At 58.5% G+C, this 13,511-nt stretch carries 9 protein-coding genes; 8 read left to right on the top strand and 1 reads right to left on the bottom strand.

Features of this window, described 5'->3' with window-relative positions; translation table 11 throughout:
- Nucleotides 1-67 precede the first annotated feature (67 nt).
- On the top strand, nucleotides 68-241 hold the full coding sequence (locus ALO43_RS30895) for a DUF6026 family protein (RefSeq protein WP_005894135.1): 174 nt from the start codon (nucleotides 68-70) through the stop codon (nucleotides 239-241).
- 137 nt (nucleotides 242-378) lie between these two features.
- Here the strand turns inward: ALO43_RS30895 and ALO43_RS07625 are convergent, their stop codons facing one another.
- On the bottom strand, nucleotides 379-870 hold the full coding sequence (locus ALO43_RS07625) for a GNAT family N-acetyltransferase (RefSeq protein ID WP_005894134.1): 492 nt from the start codon (nucleotides 868-870) through the stop codon (nucleotides 379-381).
- Between the two features lie 618 nt (nucleotides 871-1,488).
- Between ALO43_RS07625 and glgA the strand changes: the two genes are divergently transcribed.
- The 7 genes from glgA to ALO43_RS07590 all read left to right on the top strand — a co-directional run bounded on the left by glgA (nucleotide 1,489) and on the right by ALO43_RS07590 (nucleotide 13,509).
- Nucleotides 1,489-3,081 (top strand): glycogen synthase GlgA, encoded by a 1,593-nt coding sequence (glgA, locus tag ALO43_RS07620; protein WP_005894132.1) that lies wholly within the window; start codon nucleotides 1,489-1,491, stop codon nucleotides 3,079-3,081.
- A 15-nt stretch (nucleotides 3,082-3,096) separates the two neighbouring features.
- Nucleotides 3,097-4,911, top strand: a complete 1,815-nt coding sequence (gene treZ / locus ALO43_RS07615; RefSeq protein WP_024691154.1) for a malto-oligosyltrehalose trehalohydrolase — start codon at nucleotides 3,097-3,099, stop codon at nucleotides 4,909-4,911.
- Nucleotides 4,901-6,979, top strand: a complete 2,079-nt coding sequence (gene malQ, locus ALO43_RS07610) for a 4-alpha-glucanotransferase (protein WP_054997325.1) — start codon at nucleotides 4,901-4,903, stop codon at nucleotides 6,977-6,979. Before treZ ends, malQ begins: the two co-directional genes overlap by 11 nt.
- Nucleotides 6,976-9,759: a malto-oligosyltrehalose synthase gene (locus tag ALO43_RS07605; protein ID WP_054997324.1), complete on the top strand. Its 2,784-nt coding sequence runs from the start codon at nucleotides 6,976-6,978 to the stop codon at nucleotides 9,757-9,759. Before malQ ends, ALO43_RS07605 begins: the two co-directional genes overlap by 4 nt.
- 17 nt (nucleotides 9,760-9,776) lie before the next feature.
- On the top strand, nucleotides 9,777-10,157 hold the full coding sequence (locus tag ALO43_RS07600) for a DUF2934 domain-containing protein (protein ID WP_005894127.1): 381 nt from the start codon (nucleotides 9,777-9,779) through the stop codon (nucleotides 10,155-10,157).
- A 158-nt stretch (nucleotides 10,158-10,315) separates the two neighbouring features.
- Complete coding sequence (glgX, locus tag ALO43_RS07595) at nucleotides 10,316-12,499, top strand: glycogen debranching protein GlgX (protein WP_054997323.1); 2,184 nt, start codon at nucleotides 10,316-10,318, stop codon at nucleotides 12,497-12,499.
- Entirely contained in the window at nucleotides 12,496-13,509 is a 1,014-nt protein-coding gene (locus ALO43_RS07590) for an acyl-CoA dehydrogenase family protein (RefSeq protein WP_024669356.1), read from the top strand. The genes glgX and ALO43_RS07590 overlap by 4 nt, the downstream gene beginning before the upstream one ends.
- Nucleotides 13,510-13,511 lie beyond the last annotated feature (2 nt).

Below are 13,511 nucleotides of genomic sequence, written 5' to 3'. Positions count from 1 at the left end.
GCTCACGGATCGAAAGTCATTGCCACGGACCTTTCTGAGGTTTAATCCGCCATTTGCGAGGTGAGCAATGGGTACTTTACTACCAGCACTTGCACCACAAACCCTGTATGTCACGATCCGTCGCGACGAGTTGCGTTTATTGAAAGAAGAGCGTGATCAGCTCCAGCGCAAGGTCGCTCACCTGAACCTGATGCTGCAGCAATCCCAGCTGTCTGCCCCCGGCGCCATGATTCACGCCTGACTGCGGCTGTACTGCCATTCAAACCGCACCGTGGCAAGCCCGATACGCTGGCTTGCCCGCCTGACATTATCACCACTCCCCGCCTCCGACCCTGCCTGCAACATGCCACTGCGCGCGTTGCTCATGCATCTGCGCGGCTAAAGCGACTTCTGCCAGAACATCGCACGGCCCATCTCAGGGCTCAACTGGTAATTGTCAAAGCCGAGCTTTTTATAAGCGCCCTGCGCCACTTCATTGCCTTCCAGAACTTCCAGCGTCAATTTGCAGCAGCCCCGCTGACGGGCGATGTCCTCTACTTTAAGCAGCATTTTCTGGCTGATACCAAGCCCCCGATATTGGGAAATGACTGCAACGTCATGAATGTTGACCAGCGGACGGCAGGCAAAGGTTGAAAAACCTTCAAAGCAATTGACCAGCCCGACCGGCTGCCCGGCAATGAACGCCAGCACACTGAACGCATGCGGGCGCTTGGCAAGCTCGATAGCCAGTTGCTGGCGGGTATCAGTCGACAGAGGCCGGCCTGTGCCCATTACATCCATTGAATACTCATTCAATACAAAACCAATCGCCTCGGCGTGAACAGGATTTGTGTAACTCGCTTGCAGCACCAGCACCTCGGGGGCTTCCATTTCCATCCTCGTCAATTCGATCAGCGTCGTTCAGTGAAATCAGTCACAGGCCAGCTCATCAACTCGAGCAGACTGTCTAATAGGTATGACCCGATTCTATCCTGCTCCACCTTAAAATGTTCCAGCGCAACCGTAGGAAACGTCTCAGAAGCATAAAAGATTAACCGCCAGACGCACCGAGAAAGGGCGTCATGCACCGACCAGACTCACTGCATTTTCCACGGACCGTGCAAACAGGCTTCTAACGAGGTATTTGACAGGGATTGTCGAACGATCCGACGACCGGTCATGCACACTCTCGGCACGCCATTCTGCCCCGAAAGAGCGCAGCGTCCGACGGGCTGCAGCCTGCAGCATGACTGTGATAGCAGCTGCGAAGCCCGTTCCAGACATTCAGCGATAAAAAACTCGAAACTTCTCCAAAACGCCCCTGTCAGGTGAATAGAGCATCTATGCTATTGGCTGACATCCGGTTATGGCGACATCACGCCGCTTTGTCATTACGCAAGCTCGAAACGGGTATTGATCTTGCGTAATGCACGTATGTGTACCCGGCCATAGGAAATGGCCAATAAAAATCTAAGTGATGCACCAAGACTGTTTAAAGGGGAAAAATCGATGATTAGCGCCGCTGTCAAAACCCAGAAGGGAGAGAGTTTTAACCAGCCAGTTGGCGAGCTGACTCATCTGCCTGTCTTCACTGCCAGCAGCCTTCCATCGCTGCAACTGCCGGCTTCGCCTGTCAAACCGGCCTTGTCTCAGGTCAACAGGCGTAAAGTGCTTTTTGTAACATCGGAACTGGCTGACCTGGTGAAGACCGGAGGCCTGGGTGATGTGTCCGCCGCGCTGCCGCGAGCCATGCGCCACCTGCACGATGTACGTGTTTTGATTCCAGGCTATCCGCAGGTTATTAATAGCGGGAACCCGATTCACATCATCAGCCAGCTGGGCGGACACGCCGCACTGCCGCCTTGCAAGGTCGGTCGCATGGACATGAAGGACGGCCTCGTCATTTATGTGCTGATCTGCCCGGAACTGTACGAGCGTGAGGGCACGCCATACGCCGACAGCACTGGCCGCGACTGGGCGGACAACCATATCCGTTTCGCTCGTCTGGGCCTCGCAGCTGCAGAGTTCGCGGCCGGCGAAGTGAAAAGCCAGTGGTGTCCTGAACTGGTGCACGCGCATGACTGGCCAGCTGGCCTGGCGCCTGCCTACATGCGCTGGCGCGGGCAGACCACACCCAGCATCTTCACCATTCACAACCTGGCCTACCAAGGAACTGTGAGCACCGCTTCGAGTCGCGAACTGGGTATTCCAGATGAAGCGATCACGCCGGAAGGCATGGAATTCTACGGCCAGCTGTCGTTCATCAAGGCCGGCATGGCGTTCGCCAGCCACATCACCACTGTAAGCGCCACATACGCCCAGGAAATCACCACGCCTGAGTTCGGCTGCGGGCTGGAAGGCTTTCTGCAAAGCAAGGCCGACAAAGGCCAACTCAGCGGAATCCCCAACGGAATCGATGAAAGCTGGGATGCCTCGACAGATGAACACCTGATCTGCCATTTCGCGCCCAATGAGTGGACGCGAAAGGAAATCAATGCCGACTACGTTCGCGAATTGTTCGAACTTGACGCCTCCTCCGGCCCGCTGTTTGCCGTTGTCTCACGACTGGTTTTTCAGAAGGGCCTGGACCTGACCATTGGCGTCGCCGAACACATCGTCAACAACGGCGGCCAGATAGCGATCATCGGCCGTGGCGAGCCCGAGGAAGAAGAAGCGATGCGCGAACTGGCTGCTCGTTTCCCGGGGCGCATCGGTGTGCGTATCGGCTTCAATGAAACCGACGCTCGACGCATGTTCGCCGGCAGCGATTTTCTGCTGATGCCTTCGCGCTATGAACCGTGCGGCCTCAGCCAGATGTACGCACAACGCTTCGGCTCGTTGCCTGTGGCACGCAATACCGGCGGCCTGGCAGACACCATCGAGGATGGCGTCACTGGCTTCCTGTTCAATGAATCCACGGTCGAGAGCTACATCGGCGCGTTGAATCGCGCGTTTCACGTTTTTCAATACCCGGAGCTACTCAATGCCATGCGCTGCCGTGCCATGGCCGCTCCCTTCAACTGGCATCAGGCCGTAGAGCCTTACGCAGAGCTGTACCGTGACCTGTTGAAGAAAAATGTGAGTATTTCCAGCAACTACTAGGTTAAGGATTAATGGATGCCCCTGCGTACAGACGATAACTGGCGCCACGGCGCCGTTTTGTTGGACTCCGAAAACACCCGGTTTGCCCTCTGGGCACCGGATGCCTCACAGGTAAGCGTTGAACTGCAGGATGGCCAGTCTTTGGCCATGGAGCCGAAGCCGCAAGGCTGGTTCGTTCTTGAAACCCGCTGCAAGGCGGGTACTCGATACCTCTTCAAAGTCGATGGCACGCTCGAAGTGCCAGACCCGGCATCACGCTCGCAGGCCGACGACGTGCACTCGCACAGTGTCGTCGTCGACCCGAACGCCTATTCGTGGCAAAACACCTCATGGAACGGCCGTCCGTGGCATGAGGCTGTCATCTATGAACTGCATGTAGGTACGATGGGTGGCTACGCCGGCGTCGAGAAACATCTTCCACGCCTCGCAGAGCTGGGCATCACTGCCATCGAACTGATGCCGCTGGCGCAGTTTCCTGGCGACAGAAACTGGGGCTACGACGGCGTTCTTCACTACGCACCGCAGTCCTCGTACGGCACGCCGGAACAGCTCAAACACCTGATCGACACTGCCCACGGCCTGGGTCTGATGGTGATTCTGGATGTGGTGTACAACCATTTCGGTCCGGACGGCAATTACCTGGGTAGTTACGCCAAAGAATTCTTCCGCAGTGACCTGCACACGCCTTGGGGCGATGCGATTGATTTCCGACGCCCGCAAGTACGCGACTTTTTCGTCGACAACGCACTGATGTGGTTACTCGAATACAGAATCGACGGGCTGCGCATGGATGCCGTACACGCCATACGCGACGAAACCTTTCTGCCTGAGTTCGCCACCAGGGTTCGCGGGCAGATAGAACCGTCCAGGCATGTGTGGTTGAACCTGGAAAACGAATTCAACCAGGCCAGCCTGCTCGAAAAGGGCTTCGACGCACAGTGGGACGATGACGGGCACAACACCCTGCACGTGCTGCTGACCGGCGAGACCGATGCCTATTATTCGGACTTCGCCCAGGAGCCGACGCAAAAACTCGCTCGTCTGCTGAGCGAGGGGTTTGTCTACCAGGGTGAAGCCACTCGTCACGGGCACACGCGTGGCGAGCCCAGCGGGCACCTTTCGCCAAGCGCCTTCGTGCTGTTTTTGCAGAATCATGACCAGATCGGTAATCGCGCACTGGGCGAGCGCCTGCCACAGCTGTGCTCGCCTGCCGCGCTGAAAGCGGCGACCGCCCTGCTGCTGCTCTCACCGATGATCCCCCTGATGTTCATGGGCGACGAGTGGGCAGCGAGCGAGCCCTTTCTGTTCTTCACCAGCCACCACGGCGAACTGGCCGACGCGGTACGTGAAGGTCGTCGCAAGGAATTTGCCGACTTCGCTGCGTTTGCAGACCCGGAAAAGCGTGAACATATTCCTGACCCCAACGATATCAAGACCTTCGAGGCATCGCGCCCGGCCTTTGCCGCAGTGGACCTGGAAACCGATATCGGCCTGGATCACCGCAGCTGGGTCGACTTTTACGCGATGCTGCTGGCCCTGCGTCATCAGGAAATAATCCCGCGGCTGCCAGGCGCACACTTCCTGAAAACCGACATTTTGGGCGACAAGGCGGTCAGCGCTCGATGGACGATGGGCGATGGCAGTGTTCTGCGCATCGACCTGAACCTCAGTGAAACAGCCGTCGCTGTGACCCTGCCGCCAGAGAGCCGCCTGATTTTCTCCAGCTCCGGTAAATCGTCCGAACTTTCCTCGCAAGGCATCCTCAATCCATACACGGCCATTGTCAGCCTGAAAGCAAGTGATGTTCTGGAGGAACAGGATGAACAATGAGCAATTGGAAAGGCTTGCGACGGAAGCAGGCTTGTCGGTGCATTGGGTCGACGCCAACGCTCGGCCACAGACCGTAAGCCCCGATGTACTGCGCAAGGTTCTCGAAGCGCTGGGCTACCCGGCTGAAAGCGGCGAGGCTATTGACGCCAGCCTGCAACGTTTGCAAAACGCCAGTCACGGCAGCAGCGCCCCGCCACTGCTGACGGTGGATCAGGACACTAATCTGAACCTGTCAGAATGGTTTGCGCCGGAAACGCCCTTCACCTTGCACCTCGAAGATGGCTCGTCAATGGATGCAAGGCTGACGGCAAATGGCGAATTGCCTGCACTGGCACCGCCCGGTTACCAACAGCTGGAAATTGCCGGGCAGCACTTGACCATCGCGATTGCACCAAAGACTTGCTACAGCATGGCAATGGCCACCCAGGCAGACAAGCCTCGCGGCTGGGGCCTGACGGCTCAGCTTTATAGCCTGCGTCGAGAAGGTGATGGCGGTTTTGGCGACACCGAGGCACTCGAGACGCTCGTGCGCTCTGCTGGCGAGCGAGGTGCCGATGCTTTAGGCATCAGCCCTATCCATGCGATGTTTGCCAATGACACGCACCGTTACAGCCCTTATTCGCCATCGAGCCGCCTGTTCCTCAACAGCCTGTATGCCTCCCCCGGCGCCATCCTTGGCGAGCGCGCGTGGCGTCAGGCGATCGAAGATGCCGGTGTTGGCGAAGAAATGAAGCGTCTCGAGTCGCTGTCGCTGATTGACTGGCCTGCCGCTGCCTCTGCCAAATGGAAGGCGCTTCATGCACTTTACGATGTGTTCAGTGCGAGCGATCACCCCTTGCATGAGGACTTCAACAGCTTCCGTCACAGTGGCGGTGAAGCGCTGGAAAACCACTGCCGCTTCGAGGCGTTGCTTGCAGAGTCGTCGACATTGGCTATCGGCAATAACTGGCATGAGTGGCCGGACCGCTTCAAGGACCCACGCGGCGCTGCCGTGGCCGAGTTTGCCAAGACTCATGGCGAGCAGATCAGCTTTCATGCCTTCGCCCAATGGCTCATAGCAAGAGGCCTGGAGCGCGCACAGGATGCCGCACGCAGCAGCGGCATGCGTATCGGCCTGATCGCCGACCTGGCGGTGGGTGCCGATGGCGCGGGAAGTCAGGCCTGGAGTCGTCAGGATGAGCTACTGTCGGCTCTGACGGTTGGTGCTCCGCCCGATATTCTCAACCGTGCAGGGCAAAGCTGGGGGATTTCCGCGTTTTCTCCGGACGGCCTCAAACGCAATGGTTTCCGTGCCTTCATCGAGATGCTGCGTGCCAACTTTGCCCATGCGGGCGGGCTGCGTATCGACCATGTCATGGGCCTGCAACGTCTGTGGGTCATTCCGCAGGGCTCGCCGCCCAGTGAAGGGGCTTATCTGAATTTCCCGCTGGATGACATGCTGCGGCTGTTGAGTCTGGAATCCTGGCGGCACAAGGCAATCGTGCTGGGTGAAGACCTCGGCACAGTGCCCGAGGGTCTCAGCGACAAGCTAAGCGCGCGGGCCATTCTGGGCATGCGCGTGCTGTTGTTCGAACAGAACAACGGCCAGTTCAAACCTGTTCTCGACTGGTCCGACCAGGCGCTTGCCACTACCAGTACTCACGACTTGCCAACGCTGGCAGGCTGGCTCAGCGAGCTGGATATCGAATGGAATGCCCGACTGGGCCACATCGACGATCAGCACGAATCTCAATGGCGTGAAGAACGCCTGCGAGAATCCCAGAGCTTGCGCCGTGCATTGAGCCAGAGCGTCGACGATTTGCCAGCCGACAGCGAAGCTCCGGATCAGATCATTGATGCGAGCACGCGCTACATCGGCCACACCCGCGCGCCGCTGGTACTGCTGCCAATGGAAGATGCGCTGGGCGTCGAGGAACAGGCCAACCTGCCTGGCACCATCGACAGCCACCCGAACTGGCGCAGACGCCTTCCCGGCAATGCGGCCTCCTTGCTAGACAACCCGAATGCTGCTCGACGACTGGAATTGCTGTCCCAATCCCGGCTGCAAGCTGCGGAGCGTGACCGATGAAACGTCCACTACAGCCTTTGCGTGCGACCCAACGCCTGCAATTCCACAAGGATTTCACGCTGGACGACGCGGTGCCGCTGGTGCCGTATTTCGCCAGCTTGGGGATCAGTCATATTTACGCCTCACCGCTGCTCAAGGCGCGTGCCGGTTCGATGCACGGCTATGACGTGGTCGACCCGACAGTCATCAACCCCGAACTGGGCGGCGAACCCGCCCTGCTGCGTCTGGTGGCAACCTTGCGCGAGCATGGCATGGGGCTGATTCTCGATATCGTTTCCAACCACATGGCCGTCGGCGGCGCCGACAACCCATGGTGGCTTGATTTGCTGGAATGGGGGCGTCGCAGCCCCTATGCAGACTTCTTCGATATCCAGTGGAATTCGCCAGATCCGTTGCTGGAAGGTCAGTTGCTGCTGCCGTTCCTGAGCAGTGATTACGGCACGGTGTTGCAGGCCGGAGAAATTCCGCTGCGCTTCAACGCCGAGCAGGGTTCGTTTTATATCGAGCACTATCAGCATCACTTCCCGATCTGCCCACTGACCTATGATTCACTGCTTCAGTCAGTCGACCACCCGCAGTTGAAGGAAATGAGCGAACGCTTCGCCACCCTTGCGCAGTTCCCTCAGGCTTATGAGCGGGCGCGTCAGGCCAAGGCAGAATTGGCCGAGCTTGCAAAGGATGCGCAGGTTCTGAAAGGCATCGAGGGCATCTTCGAATACTTCGACTCTAGCCAGCCTGAGGGCTTCAAGCGCCTGCATCAGTTGCTGGAACGCCAGCACTACCGTCTGGCCAGTTGGCGTACTGCCGGCGATGACATCAATTGGCGGCGTTTTTTCGACATCAACGAGCTGGGTGGCCTGCGGGTCGAGCGCCCGCAGGTGTTCGAAGCCACTCACGGGAAAATCTTTCAACTGGTCGCCGACGGTCTGGTCGATGGCTTGCGCATCGATCACATCGATGGGCTGGCCAACCCGCGAGGCTATGGCCGCAAGCTGCATCGCCGGGTCAAGAGCCTGTTGAAGCAACGTCCTGCCGAAGCGCAGATCGAACATTTGCCGATCTTCGTCGAAAAAATTCTGGGCCCTGACGAACCGCTGCGCGAAGACTGGAGTGTCGATGGCACCACCGGTTACGAGTTCATGAATCAGGTCTCGTTGCTGCAGCATGACCCCAAGGGCCATGAACCGCTGGGCGAGCTGTGGAGCCGCCTGTCCGAGCGCACCGCCGACTTTGATCAAGAAGTGCTGATTGCCCGCGATCTGGTGCTGCATGGCACCCTGGCAGGTGACTTCGAGAACGTCGCGCAATCTCTGTTGCAAGTCGCTCGTAGCGACCTGATGAGCCGTGACCTGACATTGGGGGCGATCCGCCGTGCGTTGCTGGCGCTGGTTGTGAACTTCCCTATCTATCGCACCTACATTTCGGTATGCGGCCGGTCCGAGCAGGATGACCATTACTTCCAACAGGCAATGGAAGGCGCTCGTACCACCTTGAATGAAGGTGACTGGCCGGTGCTGGACTATCTGGCACGCTGGCTGGGCGGAGAATCGTGGCGCAAACTGCCTCGCGGCCATCTGCGCAAGCTGTACAAGAATGCATGCGTGAGGTTCCAGCAACTGACCTCCCCCGTTGCTGCCAAGTCGGTTGAAGACACCTCGTTCTATCGTTCCGCAGTACTGCTGTCGCGCAACGATGTGGGCTTTCATCCGCAGCATTTCAGTGCGCCGGTCGAGGATTTCCATAAGGTTTGCCTTGAGCGTCTGGAGAAATTCCCTGACAACCTGCTGACCACTGCGACACACGATCACAAACGTGGCGAAGACACTCGCACGCGCCTTGCTGTGCTGAGCGAATGCGCCCCGTGGTATGCAGAACAGGTCGAGCGCTGGAGACAACTGGCTATCCCCCTCAAGGGTGAAGAGTCTGCGATCAGCGCAGGCGACGAACTCATGCTTTACCAGGCCCTGCTGGGCAGCTGGCCACTGGATCTGGAAGGCGAAGCCGCTCACGAAGCCTATGCACAACGTATGGTCCAGTGGCAGGAAAAAGCCTTGCGCGAGGCAAAACTGCACAGCAGCTGGAGCGCCCCGAATCAGGCCTATGAAACAGCTTGCCGCGAGTTCCTGCAGCGGCTTCTGCTTGCTCCGGAAGCACTGGGGCTTCGTCAGTCGTTGAGCGCAACCGCCAATCGTATTGCTACCGCGGGCGCGCTCAACAGCCTGGCGCAAACCTTGCTACGCTTAACAGCACCGGGCGTCCCCGACTTGTATCAGGGCACCGAGTATTGGGATTTCAGCCTGGTAGACCCGGACAACCGGCGTCCAGTGGATTATGCAACCAGACAGAAGTCGCTGGCACAAGACATCAGCGCAGCTGAACTGCTGGAGCACTGGCAGGATGGCCGAATCAAACAGGCGTTGATTGCCAGGGTATTGAACCTGCGGGCCGATCATCCAACACTTTTCAGCGAGGGGAAATATATCCCTCTGGAAATAAAGGGCAGCCACGCTGATCAGGTGATGGCGTTTGCCCGAGAGACGCAAGGAGTGCGCGCAATCATAGTAGTCCCACGCATAAGCAGTGAACTATTGGGTACTGCACAAACTCCATTGATTAATGCTGCCAATTGGGGCGACACGCGGATTGTGGTGCCGTTTGCCGATTCCGGTACTCACTGGAAGGGGCTCTTTTCTGACGTTGTCGCGATGAATGACCGGGAAATACCGCTCAATGCAGCGCTTGAAAGATTTTCCGTCAACTTGCTTATTCAAACTACGTAATAGCTGGGAGTCTCGACATGAGTGCAGACGAAAAAAGAATTCGCGATTTCGCTTATCAGATCTGGGAATCGGAGGGCAAACCTTCCGGTCATGATGAGCGTCACTGGGAAATGGCGCGCAAACTGGCGGAAGCCGAGGCACTGGCACCCAACAAGTCAACTGTGCGCAAATCGGCCAAGCCGAAGCTGCCTGAAGTAGACAGCGCCAAGGCGCCAGCAAAAGGCCCAGCCAAGCCGGTTGCGAAGTCCGCTCCAGCCAAGCCTGCAGCTCCGAAAGCCAAACCTGCTGCAAAGGCGGCTCCCAAGCCTGCGCCAAAGGCTAAACCGGCGCCAGAGGCTGCCAGCGATGCACCTGCAAAACCTGCTGCCAAGAAGCCGCGCAAATCGTCTGATTCTTGAAACTCTTCTGGCCGTACTCCGGTCAATTGTTGCAGGTCTCGCTCTGATAAGAGCCGAGGCCTGCCGCCACTCCACTCGTTATATTTAATGTTGGAGCCCCCACGGCTTCGATAGCGGTCTCGGCTGCTCAGAAAACCATTCGACGTCAGGAAGTCACCATGAATACGAAGTCCACTACCGCGGCAGATGACAGCTCCGCTCAGCATGACAATCCTGCCAGTACCCCGACGCGCATTCGTGAGGGGCTCCCCTTCCCCCTTGGTGCGAGCTGGGACGGGCTGGGCGTCAACTTTGCCTTGTTCTCCGCGAACGCCACCAAGGTTGAGCTGTGCCTGTTCGATTCGACCGGCGAAGTAGAAATCGAACGTATCGAACTTCCGGAATACACCGACGAGATCTACCACGGCTATCTGCCCGATGCGCACCCAGGCCTGATCTACGGCTACCGCGTCTACGGCCCTTACGATCCGAAGAACGGCCATCGCTTCAACCACAACAAGCTGTTGATCGACCCGTACGCCAAACAACTGGTCGGCGAACTGAAATGGTCAGAAGCACTGTTCGGTTACACCATTGGCCACCCCGATTGCGACCTGAGCTTCGATGAACGCGACAGCGCGCCATTCGTGCCGAAAAGCAAGGTTATCGACGAGGCCTACACCTGGGGCCGCGACCAACGTGTCGGCACGCCTTGGGACAAGACCATTTTCTACGAGACCCATGTGCGCGGCATCACCATGCGCCACCCTGAAGTCGCCGAAGAGCTGCGTGGCACGTTTGCCGGTCTGGGATCGGCACCTGTCGTCGAGCATATTCGCAAGCTGGGCGTGACCTCCGTAGAGCTGCTGCCGATCCATGCGTTCGTCAACGATCAGCATCTGTTGCAAAAAGGCATGACCAACTATTGGGGCTACAACAGCATCGCGTTCTTTGCCCCGGACCCGCGTTATCTGGCGAGCGGCAAGATTGCCGAATTCAAGGAAATGGTCGCGCACCTGCACCATGCCGGGCTGGAAGTCATTCTCGACGTGGTCTACAACCACACCGCAGAAGGCAACGAGCTGGGCCCTACCCTGTCGATGCGCGGTATCGACAACGCCTCGTATTACCGACTGATGCCGGACGACAAGCGTTACTACATCAACGACTCCGGTACCGGCAACACGCTTGACCTGAGCCATCCTTGTGTCCTGCAGATGGTTACCGACTCCCTGCGTTACTGGGCGTCGGAAATGCATGTCGATGGTTTCCGCTTCGACCTGGCAACCATTCTGGGTCGCTACCACGACGGCTTCGACGAGCGCCACAGCTTCCTGGTTGCGTGCCGTCAGGACCCTGTGCTGCGTCAGGTCAAACTGGTCGCAGAGCCTTGGGATTGTGGCCCGGGCGGCTATCAGGTCGGTGGTTTCCCGCCGGGCTGGATGGAATGGAACGACAAGTTTCGCGACACCGTGCGTGCGTTCTGGAAAGGCGACGAAGGCCAATTGGCCGATTTCGCTGCGCGCATGACTGCGTCCGGCAACATGTTTAACCAGCGCGGTCGTCGCCCTCAGGCCTCGGTGAACTTCATCACCGCTCACGACGGCTTCACGCTGCACGACCTGGTTTCGTACAACGACAAGCACAACGAAGCAAACGACGAAAACAACCAGGACGGCAGCAACAACAACCTGTCCTGGAACCATGGCGTTGAAGGTCCGACTGAAGATCAGGACATCAATACTCTGCGCCTGCGTCAGATGCGCAACTTCTTCGCCACCCTGTTGCTGGCACAAGGCACACCGATGATCGTTGCCGGTGACGAGTTCGCCCGTACCCAGCACGGTAATAACAACGCCTACTGTCAGGACAGCGAGATTGGCTGGATCAACTGGGATCTGGACGAAGACGGCGAGGCGCTGCTCAAGTTCGTGACCCGAGTGATCAAGCTGCGTCAGAGCTACCCGATCCTGCGTCGCAGTCGCTTCTTGGTCGGCGATTACAACGAAGAAATCGGCGTCAAGGATGTCACCTGGCTCGCCCCGAATGGCGAAGAGATGAGCGTAGAGCAATGGCATGATGCCAATGGTCGCTGCCTCGGCATGCTGATGGATGGCCGCGCACAGGAAACCGGGATTCGTCGTCCGGGTGCTGACGCCACATTGCTGTTGGTAGTCAATGCACACCACGACGGCGTCAACTTCACCCTGCCGGAGGTGCCTGAAGGCACGCATTATGAGTGCCTGATCGACACAAATCAGGACGATGCACGCAACAAGGAGCAATTTGCGTTCGGTTCGGAATACACCGTTACCCCTCGTTCACTGCTGCTGTTCGAACTGAAGCACGAAGATCCGCAATGACCGATGCCTTGAGTGAGTTTCTCGACTGGCGCAAGCATGGCTATGCCGATACGCGCGCGCTGGGCGAGTGCTTGCAGGCATTGGTCAGAGAAGGTCTGGATCAGCTTCCCCTGCCTGCCGGTGGTCAGACACTTGAGCGCTGGCAGGCGCTGGCCTGCGTGGCAGGCCACGATTTGGGGTTGTGCAAGTTGTATGAGGGGCATACAGACGCCTTGGCTATCATGGCGGAACTGGGTGCCCCGCCCCCCGAACAATTCAGCACCTGGGGCATGTGGGCGGCAGAGCCGCCGCAGGCACGGGTGAATATCAGCGGCTCGGACGATTCGATTCGCCTGACCGGTCGCAAGGCATGGTGCTCTGGCGCAAATGTGTTGAGCCATGCGTTGATTACTGCCTGGGACCAGGAAAATCGCCAGCAACTGGTCGCCGTAAGGCTCCAGCAGCCCGGCGTACACCTGACGAACGAGGGCTGGCGTGCCGTGGGCATGGGCGCGACCGGAAGTATCGAAGTGGTGTTCGACCAGGCACACGGCCAATTGATCGGCGCACCGGGAGGCTACCTGGAGCGACCCGGTTTCTGGCAGGGCGGCATTGGCATAGCGGCTTGCTGGTACGGTGCGTCCCGCTCAATCGCGCAGCGCCTGCTCGCACAGGTCAGCAAGCGTGAAGAGCCCCATGCGCTCGCGCATCTTGGTGCGGTGGATGTTGCGCTCACAGCGGCAATCGACGTGCTGCGCGCTGCCGCCGTGCATCTGGACCAAGCACCGACTGAAAACGCCGAAGTGCTCGCCAGACGCTGCCGTGCCTATGTCGAGCAGGCTGCGGATCTGGTGATTCAGCACGTAGGCCGCGCAGTCGGCGCTGGACCTTATTGCAAGGACGCACATTTTGCCCGCCTGATCACCGACCTGCCGGTGTTCCTGCGCCAGAGCCATGCCGAACGCGACCTGGAAGCGTTGGGTCAATTGACAGGTGCCCGACTGCCTGCCGCGCAAACGTGGTCATTGTGAGG

The sequence above is a fragment of the Pseudomonas tremae genome, from assembly GCF_001401155.1.
Lineage (GTDB): Bacteria > Pseudomonadota > Gammaproteobacteria > Pseudomonadales > Pseudomonadaceae > Aquipseudomonas > Aquipseudomonas tremae.
This window is presented reverse-complemented; position numbering and strand designations above follow the sequence as displayed.

Bases quoted from the DNA above. Each gene is read 5' to 3' on its own strand.
- ALO43_RS07600 (WP_005894127.1), top strand. From the start codon at position 9,777: ATGAGTGCAGACGAAAAAAGAATTCGCGATTTCGCTTATCAGATCTGG.
- ALO43_RS07605 (WP_054997324.1), top strand. From the start codon at position 6,976: ATGAAACGTCCACTACAGCCTTTGCGTGCGACCCAACGCCTGCAATTC.
- malQ (WP_054997325.1), top strand. From the start codon at position 4,901: ATGAACAATGAGCAATTGGAAAGGCTTGCGACGGAAGCAGGCTTGTCG.
- treZ (WP_024691154.1), top strand. From the start codon at position 3,097: ATGCCCCTGCGTACAGACGATAACTGGCGCCACGGCGCCGTTTTGTTG.
- ALO43_RS30895 (WP_005894135.1), top strand. From the start codon at position 68: ATGGGTACTTTACTACCAGCACTTGCACCACAAACCCTGTATGTCACG.
- ALO43_RS07590 (WP_024669356.1), top strand. From the start codon at position 12,496: ATGACCGATGCCTTGAGTGAGTTTCTCGACTGGCGCAAGCATGGCTAT.
- glgA (WP_005894132.1), top strand. From the start codon at position 1,489: ATGATTAGCGCCGCTGTCAAAACCCAGAAGGGAGAGAGTTTTAACCAG.
- ALO43_RS07625 (WP_005894134.1), bottom strand. From the start codon at position 870: ATGGAAGCCCCCGAGGTGCTGGTGCTGCAAGCGAGTTACACAAATCCT.
- glgX (WP_054997323.1), top strand. From the start codon at position 10,316: ATGAATACGAAGTCCACTACCGCGGCAGATGACAGCTCCGCTCAGCAT.